General features: G+C 41.7%; 17 protein-coding genes and 1 riboswitch. Of the genes, 2 read left to right on the top strand and 15 right to left on the bottom strand.

Annotated elements, in window-relative coordinates; translation table 11 throughout:
• Window positions 1-3: 3 nt before the first annotated feature.
• From ACMZ6Z_RS04885 to ACMZ6Z_RS04830, 12 genes are all read right to left on the bottom strand, one after another.
• A complete protein-coding gene (locus ACMZ6Z_RS04885; RefSeq protein ID WP_416131484.1) occupies window positions 4-540 on the bottom strand; it encodes a F0F1 ATP synthase subunit delta in 537 nt (178 codons plus the stop codon).
• A complete protein-coding gene (gene atpF / locus ACMZ6Z_RS04880; RefSeq protein ID WP_416131483.1) occupies window positions 540-1,037 on the bottom strand; it encodes a F0F1 ATP synthase subunit B in 498 nt (165 codons plus the stop codon). Before atpF ends, ACMZ6Z_RS04885 begins: the two co-directional genes overlap by 1 nt.
• A gap of 14 nt (window positions 1,038-1,051) precedes the next feature.
• A complete protein-coding gene (gene atpB / locus ACMZ6Z_RS04875; protein WP_416131482.1) occupies window positions 1,052-1,765 on the bottom strand; it encodes a F0F1 ATP synthase subunit A in 714 nt (237 codons plus the stop codon).
• 47 nt (window positions 1,766-1,812) lie between these two features.
• Entirely contained in the window at window positions 1,813-2,016 is a 204-nt protein-coding gene (locus ACMZ6Z_RS04870; protein WP_416131507.1) for a F0F1 ATP synthase subunit C, read from the bottom strand.
• A gap of 520 nt (window positions 2,017-2,536) precedes the next feature.
• Window positions 2,537-3,970, bottom strand: coding sequence for a glycogen synthase GlgA (glgA, locus tag ACMZ6Z_RS04865; RefSeq protein WP_416131481.1), 1,434 nt, complete (start codon window positions 3,968-3,970; stop codon window positions 2,537-2,539).
• A complete protein-coding gene (gene glgD, locus ACMZ6Z_RS04860; RefSeq protein ID WP_416131480.1) occupies window positions 3,967-5,100 on the bottom strand; it encodes a glucose-1-phosphate adenylyltransferase subunit GlgD in 1,134 nt (377 codons plus the stop codon). The genes glgA and glgD overlap by 4 nt, the downstream gene beginning before the upstream one ends.
• Complete coding sequence (locus ACMZ6Z_RS04855; RefSeq protein WP_416131506.1) at window positions 5,090-6,229, bottom strand: glucose-1-phosphate adenylyltransferase; 1,140 nt, start codon at window positions 6,227-6,229, stop codon at window positions 5,090-5,092. The genes glgD and ACMZ6Z_RS04855 overlap by 11 nt, the downstream gene beginning before the upstream one ends.
• A 62-nt stretch (window positions 6,230-6,291) precedes the next feature.
• Window positions 6,292-8,169, bottom strand: a complete 1,878-nt coding sequence (gene glgB, locus ACMZ6Z_RS04850; RefSeq protein ID WP_416131479.1) for a 1,4-alpha-glucan branching protein GlgB — start codon at window positions 8,167-8,169, stop codon at window positions 6,292-6,294.
• A gap of 123 nt (window positions 8,170-8,292) precedes the next feature.
• Window positions 8,293-10,560 (bottom strand): type I pullulanase, encoded by a 2,268-nt coding sequence (gene pulA, locus ACMZ6Z_RS04845; RefSeq protein ID WP_416131478.1) that lies wholly within the window; start codon window positions 10,558-10,560, stop codon window positions 8,293-8,295.
• Window positions 10,547-11,581: a diacylglycerol kinase family lipid kinase gene (locus tag ACMZ6Z_RS04840; protein WP_416131477.1), complete on the bottom strand. Its 1,035-nt coding sequence runs from the start codon at window positions 11,579-11,581 to the stop codon at window positions 10,547-10,549. The genes pulA and ACMZ6Z_RS04840 overlap by 14 nt, the downstream gene beginning before the upstream one ends.
• Before the next feature lie 113 nt (window positions 11,582-11,694).
• Window positions 11,695-13,653, bottom strand: a complete 1,959-nt coding sequence (ligA, locus tag ACMZ6Z_RS04835; protein ID WP_416131476.1) for an NAD-dependent DNA ligase LigA — start codon at window positions 13,651-13,653, stop codon at window positions 11,695-11,697.
• A 248-nt stretch (window positions 13,654-13,901) separates the two neighbouring features.
• Window positions 13,902-14,408, bottom strand: a complete 507-nt coding sequence (locus tag ACMZ6Z_RS04830; protein WP_416131475.1) for a QueT transporter family protein — start codon at window positions 14,406-14,408, stop codon at window positions 13,902-13,904.
• Window positions 14,406-14,504: riboswitch (PreQ1 riboswitch) on the bottom strand. (Overlaps the previous gene by 3 nt.)
• A gap of 131 nt (window positions 14,505-14,635) precedes the next feature.
• Here ACMZ6Z_RS04830 and ACMZ6Z_RS04825 point away from each other — a divergent pair.
• A complete protein-coding gene (locus tag ACMZ6Z_RS04825) occupies window positions 14,636-14,896 on the top strand; it encodes a type B 50S ribosomal protein L31 (protein WP_416131474.1) in 261 nt (86 codons plus the stop codon).
• A gap of 97 nt (window positions 14,897-14,993) precedes the next feature.
• Here ACMZ6Z_RS04825 and ACMZ6Z_RS04820 read toward each other — a convergent pair whose 3' ends face one another.
• The 3 genes from ACMZ6Z_RS04820 to ACMZ6Z_RS04810 all read right to left on the bottom strand — a co-directional run bounded on the left by ACMZ6Z_RS04820 (window position 14,994) and on the right by ACMZ6Z_RS04810 (window position 16,736).
• Window positions 14,994-15,155, bottom strand: coding sequence for a hypothetical protein (locus tag ACMZ6Z_RS04820; protein WP_416131473.1), 162 nt, complete (start codon window positions 15,153-15,155; stop codon window positions 14,994-14,996).
• Window positions 15,156-15,163: 8 nt separating this feature from the next.
• Window positions 15,164-15,622, bottom strand: a complete 459-nt coding sequence (locus ACMZ6Z_RS04815; RefSeq protein WP_416131472.1) for a Fur family transcriptional regulator — start codon at window positions 15,620-15,622, stop codon at window positions 15,164-15,166.
• Between the two features lie 145 nt (window positions 15,623-15,767).
• The gene (locus tag ACMZ6Z_RS04810) at window positions 15,768-16,736 is read right to left on the bottom strand and encodes a magnesium transporter CorA family protein (protein WP_416131471.1); all 969 of its coding nucleotides are present in this window, start codon (window positions 16,734-16,736) and stop codon (window positions 15,768-15,770) included.
• Window positions 16,737-16,990: 254 nt separating this feature from the next.
• On the opposite strand from ACMZ6Z_RS04810, the gene ACMZ6Z_RS04805 reads away from it, so the two are divergent.
• Window positions 16,991-17,263 (top strand): hypothetical protein, encoded by a 273-nt coding sequence (locus ACMZ6Z_RS04805; RefSeq protein WP_416131470.1) that lies wholly within the window; start codon window positions 16,991-16,993, stop codon window positions 17,261-17,263.
• Window positions 17,264-17,531: the final 268 nt, after the last annotated feature.

Genomic DNA, 17,531 nt, shown 5'->3' with positions numbered 1-17,531 from the left:
TTTCTATTTCAGATTCATTTTTAATTGTTGTAGTTGAGATTTGATACTGGTATCAATGATTTTATGATTAGCTGTCAAGATAAAACCTCCAATCAAGTCTGCATTGATGACTTCGATGATCTGATCAACGGTAAGGTTAAATTTCTTTTCAGCCACTTTTTTAAGACGCTGTCTTTGCTCATCTGATAGAGCTGTCGCTACTTGAATTTCTAATGCAAAAGCATTGGAAATCGTTGACAGTCTCTCCTCAGCCAAACGTAAAATCGGCTCTAAAAGAGACTCACGCTGGTTTTGCACAATGACTTTTAACAAGTTCGCCACAAAAACATGACTGTCTTTTTGCAGTTGATCAATCAAGGCTGCTTTCTCAGCATGGCTGATTCCTTGATGAGACAAGTGTTTTCCTAGGCCTGTCGATTGAAAAACCTCTAAAAGCGATCGCAAGTCTTGTTTGATTTCTGCTATCAGATGATTTTGAACCGCAACATCAACCAAGCTTTGGGTATAAATCTCGACTAAGGTTACTGTTTGTTTATCCATTAAGCCTCTCCTAATTGATCAAGATAGTCATCAATCAGTTTGCTTTGGGCTCTTTGATCAAGCTCTTTGACCATGATTTTTTCAGTCAAAAGGAGGGTCAAGTCTGCCACATCATCTTTGACATCAGCCAAGGCTTCTGCTTGAGCTTGTGCAATGTCAGCTTCTGCTTTATCTTTGAGATGACTCGCCACCTCACGAGCTTCTGCTACTATTTGAGCTTCTTGTTTTTGACCAGTTTCTTTGGCAGAGGCGATAATAGCAGTAGCTTCTGTACGTGCCTGTGCCAGCTGCTCTTGACTTTCTTCGACCAACTCTTCAGCTCTTTGACGGGCTAGTTCTGCACCATCAATATCCGCAGCGATTTTTTGCTCACGCTTAGCAAAAATACCTGTCAGCTGATCCCAAGCAAATACTTTGATAAGAACAAGCAAGAGAACAAATGACCCCGTCACAATAATAATATTACCAAGACTTGTCTGGTTAATCAATGTCGACATGATTGTCTCCTTTCCTATTCTTTGTCATTAGTCACTTTATTGCCAATGTAGATTGTTGATAAAAGAACAAAAACATAGGCCTGAATCGCCGATATAAATGCTGAAAAAGCCGTCCAAATCACATTTAGCATGAAAGCTAACGGAAATGTAAACAGATTAACATGTGCTAGTTGTACCAATAATGATAAGACCACTTCACCAGCATAGATATTACCATACAGACGCAGAGCCAGTGACACCACATTCGTCACTTCTTCTAAAATGTTCATCGGTAACATAGCAGGATTAGGAGAGAGATAGCCTTTGAGGTATTTCTTAAAGCCATTCTTACGAATTCCTTCAAAATGAACAATGACCGCAACGATTAGTGACAAAGAAAAATCAACGGCAAAATTAGCTGTCGGCGATGTCCACCAATTATAGCCATCAATGTCTAACTTTGTCACCAACCCAATATTATTAGCTACTAAAATAAAGAGAAAGAGCGAAAAAGCCAAGAGACTGTAATGGCTCGTGTAAGGCCCCAAATTGGGTCTGATGAGATTTTGAACAAACTCATACAGCCATTCCAGAACATTTTGCTTGCCTTTTGGCTTAATGGTCATTCGACGACTTGCCCAAAAGACAAACAAAAAAGTCACAAAAACCGTCAAGAGACACATGGCCAAAATGGTGAGATCAAAATCAATTCCGAAAAAAGAAACGACTGGATTGTTTAGTGCTTCCATGACATTCTCCTTATTGCTTTTACCATATGAGATGATTTAACGTTTTCTTATTTGATCAAGAAAGTTGAAGCAAGAAGAATAAAGAATGTTCCTTCGATAAAGGCAACACCTGTAAACATCAAGGTTTGCAGTTTTCCAAACAGTTCAGGCTGACGAGCGGCAGCCTTGGCAATATTGGCCACCAAAAAGCCTTCGCCCAAGCTAACGCCCAATACTGCAATCCCAAGTGCTAAAATTGCTAAATTCATAATAATCGAATTCTCCTTTTTAAAATTTTTTACCCTGCTATTTTAGTCCTATTTTACAATGATGTCAATTAAAGGAAATCTTAGTTAGCGCTTTCTAAAAGAATACTTAAACCAAGTCTGACCATTGTTTGACTAATACCATCTCTTTTCTTCCTATTTAATATTGGTTTGCCAAATCAAGTCATCTTATCCTTCAAGATCAGATGACTAGAACGTTTTTATCTGACTCACTATTAGAGTAATCATGGTAACGCATAAGAGGCTGACTTATTGTCTCAGCCTCTTAAAATGATTTTAGAACATCAGATTTTTAAAGCCTACTAAACTGTTCAGCACAGCGGTGGAAATGGATCGCTCTGGGGTAAATCATTTCAACCCGAGCTGAAAGATAAAATAGCATTCAGCTTTGCTTTTTTTAGTGGTCGATTTTTCCCACTTTTTTGTATCCTCTTATTCAGCTGAAATAGGGTGAGTTGATATTTGCCTAGTATTTCTTTTTTGGTTAGACCTTGTGTCTTTTTACTCACTGTCCTAGTTTTTCATAAAGGATTTGATAGGATTGGCTAGCGGTATCCCATGAAAAATCACGGCTCATGGCTTGTTGTTGCAATTGCCGCCAGGCTGCCTTATCGTTGTGAAACACAGATAAGGCGTTTTCAATGGTTTTTGTCATCCAGTAGCCTGAAAACGCTGCAAAGCCAAAGCCTGTTCCTTCACCAGTATAGTGATTATAAGGGTCGACAGTGTCCTTTAACCCCCCAACTTGACTTACAATCGGCAATGCGCCATAACGCATGGCCATCATTTGCGACAAACCACAAGGTTCAAAGGCAGATGGCATCAAGAAAAGATCCGAGGCAGCATAGATCGCCTGCGCCAGAGCCAAATCAAAGGTGATATTGGCAGATAGCTTATCAGGATACTGACTCGCATACCACGAAAAGGCTCTCTCATAATCAGCATCACCCGTTCCTAAGACAACAATCTGGACATGTTGTTTTAGGATATGACTCAGCTCACTAACCACTAAGTCAAAACCCTTTTGGTTTGTCAATCGTGAGACAATCCCAATCAAAGGGATAGCCTCATCCACTGCTAATCCTAGACGCTCTTGAAGAGCCGCCTTATTTTGCGCCTTGCCTGTCAAATCATCTTTTGAGAAAGGATAGGGAATCAGTGGGTCAGTCTCTGGGTTTAACAAGTCAGTATCAATACCATTGACAATTCCTGAGAGTTTCAAAGACGCCATACGCATGACTTGGTCAATTCCTTTACCAAATTCAGGAGTTTGAATTTCCCTAGCATAAGATGGTGACACTGTTGTCACGAGATCAGCATACAAAACACCTGCCTTCATCCAGTTAAGGCAATCATGCCACCGCAAGGTCCCATCTTCATAACGCTCGCTCCCTGCTCCAAAAAGATCTCCGAGCATTTCTGGACCATACTGTCCTTGAAATGCAATGTTATGAATGGTGAAGACCGTTTTAATACTTTGATAGGCTTGAATCCAGTGATACTTTTCTTTTAAAAGATAGGGCATCATGGCGGTATGGTAATCATGGACATGGAGAATATCAGGAATAAAATCGATTTTTTCCATTAACTCTAGAGCTGCTAACTGGAAGAAGGCAAAACGTTCCCCATCATCCCAAAAACCATAAACTGAACCACGAAAGAAATAATAATGATTGTCGATGAAGAAGAACTTAACGCCATCGCGTTCTAGGTATTTAACACCAGCATATTGGCGACGCCAGCCCACATTGACCGTGAAAGCAAAGCAGTCCTCAACTTCTTGTCCGAATCTTGCCTCCACACTATCATAGTAGGGTAGGATAACCGCAACTTCATGCCCATGTTTGACCAAGGATTTTGGAAGAGCGCCAATAACATCTCCCAAGCCTCCTGTTTTAGAAAAGGGCGCTCCTTCTGCTGCTACAAATAAGAGTTTCATTGGACGATATCTCCTGTAATGACTTGTCCCTTACCGATAACCAAGGGGTTTTCAGCTGTCCCTTTTAGGGTCACTCCTGCTGGCACAATGACATTTTTATCAATAATAGCATACTCAACCACTGCCCCTTCTTCGATGATTACCTTAGGAAAAAGAAGAGAGTGATCAACACGACTGCCCTGTGCGATATGGCAGGATCTTGAAACAATGGCATGATTGACCTCCCCATAAATCACAGAGCCTGAGGCAAATTGAGCCGTATTAACTGCTGATGATGGGGCAAAATAAGTGGCCTCTTCATTTTTGACCTTGGTATAAACCTTTTGATTGGAATACAAGAGAGAGTAGCATTTTTGAGGATCTAACATGTCCATGTTGGCATCATAATAGGATTTGACGGACGAAATATTAGCCAAGTAGCCCGTGTACTCAAAAGCCAAGGCTTTTTCGCTCACGATAAGTTCACGAAGGAGGTAGCGAAGTTTACGTGAGACTTCTTTTTGAGCTTCTTTTTCCAGTTGGTCAATGAGCCAAGCGGTATTGACCACGTACATATCTGCTGACATTGGGACAGAGCCGTCCACATCTTCAAGGCTTTGTTTGCCAATGACATTGTCTGCTTGGTCAATGGCTAAGATCTCATTGGCCGACGAAATAGCCTCTTTCGGTAATTTTTTATAGACGACGGTGATGGTACGTTGATTAGCATTGTGGAGATGAATCACTTGCTCTAAGTTGATGTTGGATAGTATGTCACAGGACATGTAGACCGTTTGGTCTGAGCCAGAGCGTTTGAGGTAGGTCAGAATCTGACCATAGTAATCCTCATCTGCCATACTGGTTTCGCTATCGCTATTATAAAAACCAAGGAAATAATGACTCATGAGGGTGTTCAAGCCCCATTCACGTCCACTGCGGATGTGGTCAAACACAGAACGGATGTTTTGTCCACGAAAAATCCCATAAACACTGCGAATGCCCGCATTGGCAAGGCTCGATAACTGAAAATCAATCAAGCGGTATTTGCCATCAAAGGGGAGATTGGCCAAGGGGCGATTACGCGTTAGCGAATCCATATCGTGGTAACCTACGGCGTTTCCTAAAATGGCTGTGTATTTATCAATCTTCATTTGCTAACCCCACTACTTCATTGTATCCTACGACTTGAACATCATCTGTGCCATCAATGACGACACCCTCTGCAATTCTCGCTCCCTCGCCTATGATAGCACGCTTAATGACAGCATTTTTACCAATTTTGACACCACTCATGATAAAGCTGTCCTCAACAACAGCCCCTTCTTTGACCTGAACATTTGTGGCTAAAATCGAGTGCCTCACCTTGCCATCAACAAAACAGCCATCCACTACTAGCGAGTCCTTGACATCTGCTTTGGCAGTGATAAAGTTTGGTGGTGCAATGTCGTTTTTAGAGTAAATCTTCCAAGAGCGATCTCGGCTGTCTAGCTCATTATCCACAGGGATGTACTCCATATTAGCCTCCCAGAGAGATTCAATCGTGCCGACATCCTTCCAATAACCATCGAAATGATAGGTGTAAACACGCTCACCAGCTTCCAGATAAGCTGGAATAACGTGCTGTCCAAAGTCAGACAGGTCTAAGCCATTTTTCTCACCCTTGACCAGCATGTCACGTAAGGTTGCCCAGTTAAAGATGTAAATGCCCATGGATGCCTTGGTTGATTTTGGATGCTCAGGTTTTTCTTCAAATTCAACAATACGATCATTTGAGTCAGTATTCATAATTCCAAAACGACTAGCTTCTTTTAGCGGAACATCAATCACAGCCACCGTCAAGCTAGCCCTATTATCCTTATGAGTCTGTAGCATATCGGCATAGTCCATCTTGTAGATATGGTCACCAGACAAGATCAAGACATACTCAGGATTGATGCTGTCAATATAGTCGATGTTTTGATAGATGGCGTGACTCGTTCCTTGAAACCATCGGTTGCCTTCTGTGGCAGAGTATGGCTGCAAAATCGTTGCACCAGCATTGATACCATCTAGTCCCCATGATGAACCATTGCCAATGTGTTGATTTAGCCCAAGAGGCTGGTACTGGGTAATCACACCAACCTTTTGGATGCCTGAATTAGTACAGTTGGATAAGGCAAAATCAATAATACGATAGCGACCACCAAACTGTACAGCAGGTTTAGCAATGTTTTGGGTCAATTTGCCCAGCCTAGTCCCTTGACCACCGGCTAAGATAAGGGCTAACATGTCATTTGTCATTCGTTTTCCTTCTTTCTGTGTTAAGGTTTGGACAGGATTATTACTGGAGATAGCCTGTCTGCTTATCGACCACGCCTTTTGAGTTTCCAAATACTAGCTCCTAGGGCTGGCAGGGTTAGGGTTAGGGTTTGCTGATAATGCTTCCAGCTATTTGGAGTTGTTTTTTGAGGAGGATTCCCTTTTATCCATGTCCCACCGTAGCCTTCAAGTTCAGTGTTTAAGACTTCTTCGTAGAGCCCCGAGACTGGGACACCGATGGTGAAGTTCTGACGTTCTACCGGGGTCATATTAAACATCCCAATCAACAGCTCCCCCTTATCTGTTTGACGAGCAAAGCTTAAGACCGACTCATCCTTATTATCTGCATCAATAATATCAAGACCTTGGTAGTCATCATCTATCTGCCAAAGAGCTCTGTGATCTTTGTAAAATTGATTGAGCTGACGAGTGAAAACCTGCATTTTGTGATTGAGGGAATCTTCAAGGTCTTGCCATTCCAGTTGTTGATGAGACTTCCATTCTAAAAATTGACCAAATTCTCCTCCCATAAAGAGGAGCTTCTTTCCAGGATGAAAAATTTGATAGGCATAAAGGTTGCGAAGCCCCGAAAACTGATGATAACGATCCCCCCACATCTTATGCATCATGCTTTTCTTCCCATGAACCACCTCATCATGAGAAAATGAAAGCAAATAATGTTCTTTAAAACAATACATAAAACTAAAGGTCACTAGCTCAAAGGCATGCTTTCGATCAATCGGATCCATCTCATAAAAACGAAGGATGTCATTCATCCAGCCCATATTCCATTTGTAATCAAAGCCCAAGCCACCTTGATCAACAGGCTTTGTTATAGGTAGTTCAAAAGAGGATTCTTCTGCCATCCAGAGGACTTCGGGATGATAGGACTTGACGACCTGAGTCATTTTTTGCAAGAAGGCAATGCCTTCAAGATTACGGTTGTCACCATAGCAGTTGGGTGTCCAAGGCCCTTGGTCAAAATCACGATAGAGCATATTGGTTACAGCATCTACCCTGATGCCATCCAGATGAAAGTGTTCAATCCAATAGAGAATGGATGAGATCAAAAACGATTGGACTTGATTTTTTCCCAAGTCAAAGTTTAAAGAACCCCAGCCGACATTTGTTGCCCGATCAGGATCTTGATATTCAAAGGTTGGAGTCCCGTCATAGTAAGCCAAGGCATCATCATTTTGCGTGAAATGACCAGGCACCCAGTCAACAATGACACCGATATTATGCAAGTGACAAGCCTCAACAAAATCTTGAAAGGCCTCAGGACTGCCATAAGTTGGCTCGAGGGCAAAATACCCCATGAGCTGATAGCCCCAGCTCTTACCAAGTGGATGGGCCATCACTGGTAACAATTCAACATGTGTGTAATTCATATCAACGAGGTAGGGAATGAGTTCTTCTTGAAGCCTCTCAAAGGTATAAGGATTACCCGACTCATCTGTCTTCCAAGATCCTGTGTGAACCTCATAGATGTTGATGGGGCGTGACTTGAAACCAAAACGCTTACGACGACCTAACCATAGGCTATCTTGCCACTTTTTAGGAGTTGACTTTTGTAAAATAGCGCCGGTACTAGGTCTTTTTTCTAACAATCGCGCAAAGGGATCGATTTTTTCCAGCACCTGCCCGCCATGACGCTGGACTAAAACCTTGTAAATCTGACCTTGACGGGCATGGGGACTAAAGCCTTCCCAAATGCCTGAAATATGACGCTCTAAGGGCAAGGGCGCATCATACCACCCCGTAAAATCACCAATGATTGAAACCTGTTCTGCATGAGGTGCCCACACCCTAAAGTAATAGCCCTCTACCCCATCACTGGTTCCCTCATGTGCCCCTAAAAAATCTTGAGCATGATAATTTTCACCTATGCCAAAAGTATAACGATGTCCGTCTCTATCCATAGCACCACCCCTCCTCTATCATGATGGTTAAAACCGTGTCAAGATAACAAAAATAACCCTCAGTTTTAACCGGGGTTATTAGTATCTGTCAAAGATCTAAAGACCAAGCTTATCCTTAACATCTTAGTCTTTTTTAGTTGACACTAGTATATCACAATTATCCTCTTTTGTTATTGAAATACCTAAGTTTTTATCATTTACTTCAAAAATAATTCGGTATTTATCATCTCCCTCCAGAATATAGCTAATATAACCAGAGGAGGGCATTGCTGTTTCGATATAGACATGACGCCGAATGTCTTCAAAACTTGTCCAAGAAAAGGCGGCATTATTTGTTTTAAAATGGATCAATTTCCGAACAAAATCGACAGTTTCTTTATGGTAGGTCACCAAATCCCAATCAATTTGATTCACGCTATCAGGAGCATTGTAAGAATTCATCGCATAATGCAAGTCTTGATCACTGAATTGCCCATCAGCACCAGTCGCCACTAGCTTGGTTCTTAAAAACTCCTGCCCTAACTGCATAAAGCACATGCCTTGCGATAAAAGATTGATACCTGTGGCTACTTCAAGACGCTTGGTATGGGTGGTCTGATCATCCGCAGGGTGTAAGGTCCATAAGAGATCGTTTAAATTGTAATTATCATGAGCCTCGACATAATTGAGAACCTGATTGGGAGCTCTATAAGCCACCAACTCATCACTCCCTAAAATGGCCTTGGCTACAATAGCTTCTGTTGCTGCACCTGATACAAAGCCGTGGGTGAGATCACCATAGACTTCTGCACCCTTGACAGCATCCCGCTGATCATCATTGAAAAAACCAATGCCTGGCATTTGATGAGCATTTGTCTTTTTGGCCTTATCCTCAGGCATCAGCCCAAGGCCCATATCCCAGCCCTCACCATATAAAAGGATTCTTGGGTCGATGCTGTCAACCATTTGTCGAATGGCATTCATGGTAGCGACATCATGGATGCCCATCAAGTCAAATCGAAAACCATCGATATTATAGGCCTCAATCCAGTACCTGATGGAGTCCAACATGTATTTGCGAAACATTTCTTTCTCGCTAGCTGTCTCATTGCCGACACCTGTTCCATTTTGGAAACTACCATCGGGGTTCATGCGATAATAATAATCTGGAACCGTTAATTGAAAAGCCGAGTCCACATTTGAAAACGTATGATTGTAAACCACATCCATGATGACACCAATCCCGGCATCATGATAGGCTTGAATGAGCTGTTTTAGCTCATGGATACGAGATAGGGGTTCATGAGGGTTACTGGCAAAACTAGCTTCTGGAACATTATAATTTTCAGGATCGTAGCCCCAGTTGTAGGCATAGTGCCCATCTTTATCAAAGGTCTGATGATGATCAAAGATAGGTTGTAATTGAATATAAGACGTCCCTAATGCCTTGATATAATCAAAACCTGTCTTATCACCAAAACGGTTGGTCGTTCCTTTCTCAATAGCCCCCAAATAATGACCTCGGTCTTCTGCTCGAACGCCTGAGGATGGCGACTGGGTAAAGTCTCGAATGTGCATTTCTGTAATAACGGCTTGATTGGGATTGCTCAAACGCCAGTGAGCCTCCTTGCCATGCTTGACACTGAAGCCTTCTGGCGACATGAGCTCTGGATTGATGATGATAGAGCGTCGACCATTGGCTGTTGTGGCTGTCGAATACGGATCCCTAGTCTCTGAAAAAGTGCGCTTACGATGATGAACACGGTAGACATACGCTCGGTAATTCAAATCTTCAAAAACCGTCAACTCCCAAAGCCCGTGGGTATTGTCTTGATGATGCTCAGGATTTCTAAGACGGCCTCGATGCATGGGCAGAACCCTTTCGACACTGGCTGTCTCAGACGTGGCGTCATACAAGACGAGTTCAACCTTTTCAGCCGTAGGAGCCCAAAGACGAAAACTGGTTGAGCCTTCACTATACTTGGTTCCTAACCAACCATCAAAGCCCCATTCCCTGTCAAAAGCTGTCGCATTGATAGCCATGTCAAAACCACGCACCTTACGTCTGGCATACGCCTTGCTGGCAACAGCTGCCTGACGTGAATAATACAGGGTCGCATCACCATCCACCAACCAGACTTCCATTTTGGGGAGTCCTTCTGGCATGTGAATGCCATACTCTAAGCTCTTGTAACTCCAATCTTGACTCTTGACCATCACATAGATAGGACTGGCGACAGATTGAGCATCTAGGTCTATGACGGCTACAGCACCAAAACTATCGTATCTTAGAAAGGCTTCGTCTTGACCCCACTCCTGATCAGACCATCGCCACAGGCTTAAGTCAAAGTACCTTCCCTGACGCCTATGGTAGTGAATGATCAGTGTTTTTTTGATATTACAAGTCATCATCATTTCTCTCATGTTCCTCAAAATCTTCTACTTCGTGTGCGAATTTTTGTGCGATAGCCTCTAAGGCTAAATCCTCTGTTTCAAGCATCATGGCATCATCAGAAATAGCATCTGTATTGGCAAAAAAGGTGATATGATTTTTTAGATTCTTCAGTTTGATGGGAGCATCTCCACCATACTCACCATCAAGGTTAATCATCATGCGATGACTGGTTTTTGGCTCAATCAAGATTTGACTGGTCTTGATGTAAGCCAGCAAGGGATGGTCAATATGCTTACCGCCTTGCAAAATCAAGCGGATGAGGTGCACAATCTCAAACAAATTAGCTGTTTTGACGATGATTAGTGTAAACATGCCATCATCTAACTTAGCATCTGGTGCAATAGCCTCAAAGCCACCGACAGAGTTGGTAATCGCAACGAAAATCATGGAGGCTTGACCTTCAAAAACACCATGATCATGCTTTATTGTGACCAGGCTATTACGAAGACGAGGCAAGAGCTCAACCCCTTTAGCCAGATAGGCTAAATAGCCGAACATGGTTTTTAATTGACTAGGAACGCTATAGGTTAATTCTGTTAGGGTGCCAGCTGCTGCGATATTGATAAAATACTTATCTGAATCAGCCAATCCAATATCCATGTTTAGGGTTTGGTGCTTGCCGATGAGTTCTGCAGCCTTAACTGGATTACCCCGAGGAATTTTTAAGGCTCTCGCAAAATCATTGGTTGTCCCAGTGGGAATGATGGCTATTTTCGGACGAACCTTTAAGGGAGCAATACCAGAAACAACTTCATTGATAGTGCCATCCCCACCTGCTGCAACAATCACATCAAAACCATCTCTAGCTGCTCGGTTGGCCTCATCACGGGCTGAGTTTGGGGTAGCCGTTGTTTGAAAGGCTGAAGTTTCATAGCCATAACCTTCTAAGATATTGAGGACTTTAGCCACATTTTTGGTCATGATTTCTTGACCCGAGGTGGGATTATAAATCAAACGTGCTCTTTGCCGTTTGGTCATCTTGTCTCCTTTCTTTACTCAAATCAATATGAAACGAGACGCCGTCAAAAATAAGACTAGCGGTCAAGAACACATCTTTTTGAGTTTTAAAGCGTATCAAGCGGTGCTTTGACTTATAAAGTTCTTAGCCAGCTTTCAGATTCGATGCGAATCCCTAAAGACTGAGCCTTTTTCAGTTTACTTCCAGCATCCGAGCCGGCAACGACTAGATCTGTCTTTTGAGACACTGAGCCGCTTACTTTAGCACCTAAAGCCTCTAATTTGTCTTTGGCCTCGTTTCGTGTTAACTGCTCTAGTTTGCCAGTTAAGACCACTGTCATGCCGGATAATGGCGCATCTTTTGAAACGGTTTGACCAAGATAAGCCAGATTAAGACCTGCTTCTTGCAAGTGGGTTAAGAGTTTTTTAGCCTGGTCTGTTGCAAAATAACGATGGACAGACTCTGCAATCACTCCTCCTAAACCATCAATAGCAGCAATAGCTTCTTGGTCAGCTTGTGCCAAGTTAGGCAGGGTTTCAAACACTTCCAACATGAGACGGCTAGCCTTAGCTCCTACATGGCGAATTCCTAAACCAAACAGTAATTTGTCTGCCGAATTGTCTTTTGAGGCTTGAATGGCTTGATAAAGTTTTTCAGCAGATTTTTCCTTGATCTGAGGCAAGGTTTGTAAATCATCAACCGTAAGATCATAAAGGCCAGCTACATCGGTCACTAGCTTGGCAGCGTACAGTTTTTCCACAACTGATGGCCCCAAACCTGCGATATTCATGGCCTGACGACTGGCAAAATGTTCCAAACTGCGTTGGATAAGATTAGGGCAAAGAGGATTGATGCAACGAAGAGCAACTTCTTCTTTGAGATGCACCAAATCACTGGCACACGACGGGCAAGTCTTGGGAATGAGCAAAGGTTCTTGACTCCCACGCTTATCTTTATTAACCCTTAAAACAGCTGGTATAATATCGCCTGCCTTGTAGACAATAACCGTATCTCCTATACGAATGTCTTTGTCAGCAATATAGTCAACATTGTGTAAGGTGGCGCGACTAACGGTCGTTCCAGCCAATTGGACCGGTGTCAAATTAGCCGTTGGTGTGACCACACCTGTACGACCAACCGTCCAATCAACCGACAATAACTCGGCTTCTTTTTCTTCTGCTGGAAACTTATAGGCAATCGCCCATTTGGGAGCTTTGACAGTGAAACCGAGTTCCTCTTGGAGGTGTAATTCATTAACCTTGATCACAATGCCATCAATATCATAGGGAAGTTGGTCACGCTGGTCTGCTATGGTGTTGATAAACTTCCAAATCTCAGCCATAGACGAGGTTTTTAAATAGCTTTTATTAACTGAAAAACCCAGTTCCTGCAAATGATTGAGCACCTCTTCTTGACTGGTTTGTTGACTAGGACTGGCCTCCTGATAGAGAAACGTTGCCAACTGTCGCTTGGAAACAATGCTCGTATCTAGCTGACGAAGTGTTCCTGCTGCGGCATTTCTAGGATTGGCAAAAGCCATCTCTCCATTTTCTTGACGCTCAAGATTGATGGCAGCAAATGATGCCTTGGGCAGATAAGCTTCTCCTCTAACTGTTATATCAACAGGTTTTTTCAAGGTTAATGGCATATCTTTGATACGTTTGAGGTTTTCTGTGATATTTTCACCAATCGTGCCATCACCACGTGTCGCACCTACTATCAACTTGCCCTTTTGATAGCTTAGAGAAATGGATAACCCATCAATTTTTAACTCCGCCACATAGCTTGCCTGAGGAAAATCTGCCTTAACACGACGATCAAAACGCTCCAACTCTTCTTTTGAAAAAGCATCTTGTAAACTGTACAGTGGATAAATGTGCTGATACTTGTCAAATCCTGATAAAACAAGCCCTCCAACTCGGTGGGTGGGACTATCATCTTGAATCAGCTCTGGGTATTGGCTTTCAAGATCAACCAAGGCTCGATAAGCCCTATCATACTCCGCATCAGAAACTGACGGATTATCTTGAGTGTAATATTCTTTAGCGTACTGATTAAGTTTTGCCACTAAGGCCTTCATCTGATTTTCCATACTTCTATTTTAGCACAAATATAATCTTTTTTTGAGACGAAATCATCACAAATAGACATAAAAAAAGGTTAAGACGACTGTCCTAATCCTTTCATTTTGGAATTGTTAATCAAGATGCAGTGGTATCCTCAGTTTGGCCATTATCAGAGAGATCACCTAGAAATAAACTATCTCAACCTAAATATCAAGATGATATCTAAGCCAAGATCGACACATCACCTAAAATCTCTTGATTCAAGCCCTCTCTTTTATCTTAGTTCAATACGCTTTAGGACTGTGCCAATCACCAATGACCCGACAAGGAGTGACGCGAGCTCACCAAGCCCTGTTGTCAACCAGGTTACAAAGAATGGTGCCTGAGCAATCACATGTAACTCTAAAGCTACCGTAATCATAGATGCTGCAAAAAAGAAGGAAAAATAAAAGAAGGCTTTGTTGAACAGACCGTTTAGGATGGTTTCTGCTTGATACTTCTTAAAGAGTTTCACACCAAGTCCAACAAAGACAAGGGTTGATAGACCTCCGACCAATACATCAATCATGCCAAAACTATAAAAATTAGCCATCATACACCCTAAAGTCACAGCGATAAGGTACTTGGGATGGTAAAATGCTAAAAAATTAAGCATTTCTGAGATACGAAACTGATAAGCACCATAAGAAATGGCATTTAAAGGGGGCGTGATGGTCAAAACGACATACAAGGCAGCAACCATGGCTACATGCAGGTAATCACGAAGGGTAAAATCTTTCATAGCTTTCTCCTTTAACGGTTATACCGTGTTTAATATGCTTGGTGAAAGGAAAGTAAGCACCAAGGGTTGTCAAAACAACTCTCTTAGTGTAACACAGAGAACCTTAAAAAGATAGGTTTTTCCAAGAAAAAGCATAAAAAACTTGTCAACATTAGCCCTTTTTGGTAAACTAATGTAGTTAATAACTATGGCAAGTAAATTGCTATGGCAGAAAGGACTCATTAACAATGAAAAAAGATATTCATCCTAGCTACCGTCCAGTTGTTTTCCTTGATACAACGACTGGTTACCAATTCATCAGTGGCTCAACAAAGCAAACGAATGAAACTGTTGAAGTTGATGGTGCGACTTATCCGCTTATCCGTGTCGAAATCTCTTCTGATTCACACCCATTCTACACAGGACGTCAAAAATTCACACAGGCAGATGGACGTGTGGACCGTTTCAACAAAAAATACGGTCTCAAAGACGCCAACGCTGCAGAATAATAGAACTCTTACCAAAAACCACTTTCGAGCAATATCGAAAGTGGTTTTTAGTATTGAAAGGTGGCAAGCAAAAGAAGATCGTGATAAAAAATCACTACTACTGCTGATCACCCAAATCATGATCCTCTAAGACCTCATCTATCTCTTGAGGTTTATCTTTAGAGATTGGCTTAAAGAGTTGAAATACCTTGAACAAAGCAACCGCTTTGACTAATGAAAAAACAAGTAAAATAAGGGCAAGTACTTGAAGAGTTGACACTGTTTTCACTACCTTTCGCGTGTTTGTTTTTGGCAAGTCTCACAAATGCCATAAATCATAAACTGGCTTTTGGTGATGACATAACCTGTCTGTTGAGCTACCTCATGGGCAATATCTGGTAGCTCAAGATCCAAATCACTGATTTTCCCACAAGACTCACAAATAACATTGATATGATCATGTCCTTTATAATCAAAGTAGGTGGTCTTGTCATTGGTTACTTTAATTTCAGAAACAAAGCCTTCATCTACTAAGACACGAAGATTATTATAAACAGTTGCTAGACTCAGACCAGGAAACTGCACACTAAGGTCTTCATAAATCTGTTCCGCACTAGGGTGATGATTGGCAGCGATCATATAGGCTAAAATCGCTTTCCTAGACGCTGTAATGCGACTATGATTTTGTCGAAAATGAGCTAAAACAGCCTGATACTCTGCTTCTAGCTCTTTGCTTAAGTCAATCATTACTCCTACCTCGTATGATGTTATTGTTCTATTATACGCCATTGCTTCCAAAAAAGAAACCTGAAAGCACATCTCTCTATGGAAAAACAGTCCCCCTAAGAGCATTCTAAAGAGTGTCTCATTGATTTAATGCCTTTGTTACTTCTTATGATTTGTGTCTACCTTTGAAAGCCATTTTAAAGAATTGTTTAAAGCTCATCAGGAAAGACTGTCCCATCATGTAGGTCAATATTTTAGACATGATCATCCATAAGACAATGGACAAGAGAATCACCAAAATCCAGCCGTATGGACTATCTGTAAAGACCTTGGGCAGGGGCACATTGATCCCAAAGAAGCCAGTTACAATACTTGGAATGGTCATGAGAAGCGACACAATCGTTAGCATGGTCATTGCATCGTTAAGGTCATTGTTTAGGATATTGTGATAGCTCGCGGTTAACTGTCCTAAAATCTCTGATGTTATCTCGGTCATCTCAACCAACTGTTTGGCCTCAACTAAGGCATCGTCTAATTGCTCTTGCTCTGTTTCATTTAGCTGAGAATGAAGCGACTGATGTTTGATACGTTCAATACTCGCAGCATTCTGACGGCAAGCTGATGCTAGAAAGACATTTCCGATCTCAATATCTGACAGGGCTAGTAGACCCTGTTTCGTCGTCTTAGCGCGTAATTGCTGATTGATGACCTGACGTTCGTGAGTGAGTTTTTCCATGACAGAGAAATAATGGCTCGACACTTCTACCAAGCCTGTAAACAAAAAATCATACAAACTCATGTCTTGATTACCATCCGCCAAAGCTCTCAAGCGTCTCACGATATAATCTGTATCCTTAGTCGACATGGTGATCAAGCGATTGCCTTGAGCGATAAAGGTGATGGGAACCGTCTGAAAGCTGTTATCTTCCTTGATCAATTTGAGAACATTGTAAATCAAAAGGAGTTGACCGGTCTTGCGGTTATACTCTGTATGTGCCAACTCGTTTTTATCAAGGGCATAGGCTGCCACTTCAGGATCTAGCCCATAATCCATGGCGATTTTTTCAGCATCTCTCTCCTCATCAATATCAATATCAATCCAACTAAAGCTATCGAAATGTTCTCTTGTAATCATTAGAAACCTCATTGCTTTTTGTATTAGTTTATCATACTTCCACCAATTTTTCTGCTCTCTTAGTTTAGAAAAATGAACCCCTTGATTGTCCCTCACAACACTAACATTATCTCTGTTTGTCATAAACTAGTTAACACTACACTTTAGTATTTCAAAAGCGCTCTCATTACGTACTATTCTTTTATAAAGGGTTTATTCTATCGATAAGAGCAACATCTGGAATTGGCTTTAACTATGTCAGCTCTTCTTCTATTTTGGTTTTACAGCTAGAAAAAGTATTTAGAAATCATAACCACCCACCACCCCCCCCCAAAAAAAAAGCATTAACAGCATTAGTCGTTTACTTTAAGGAGGTAACTTCATTTAAAAAATATTTATTACTTTTTGAGCTTGCTGAAAAAGCCATCAAAACGATGATCTTTTCAGTAAACTCCACTAAAAGTAATCGTCCCATAACGAAGTCTAATGAAAAACATTCCAAAGTCTGGCTTGACTCTGGAATGTTTTTCTATTTACAGTTGTTTTGAATCGTTTCCGCCCATGGTAAATAAGCTTCTAGCACGTCCTTATTTATGAGGGTTTCCTCATTTAGTAGATGGTCTAGAAGATAAATCGTGTATTTCTCTGAATGCAATACCTGTCACCTGGCTGTTTCTAGTAAACTTCTGATGATGGCAGTCGCTTTGGCTTCTTCAAAACTTTGAGAATTTTTGGGTTTGTTTTATCACAGACCAAACAAAACCCATTCCTGTTTGATTAGGAATGGGTCTTATTCTCAATATGGAAAGCTAGAGC

The sequence above is a fragment of the Streptococcus pluranimalium genome (genome assembly GCF_047785705.1).
In the GTDB taxonomy this organism is placed as follows: Bacteria; Bacillota; Bacilli; order Lactobacillales; family Streptococcaceae; genus Streptococcus; species Streptococcus pluranimalium_A.
The sequence above is the reverse complement of the archived record's forward strand: the minus strand, read 5'-3'. Positions and strand labels throughout refer to the sequence as shown.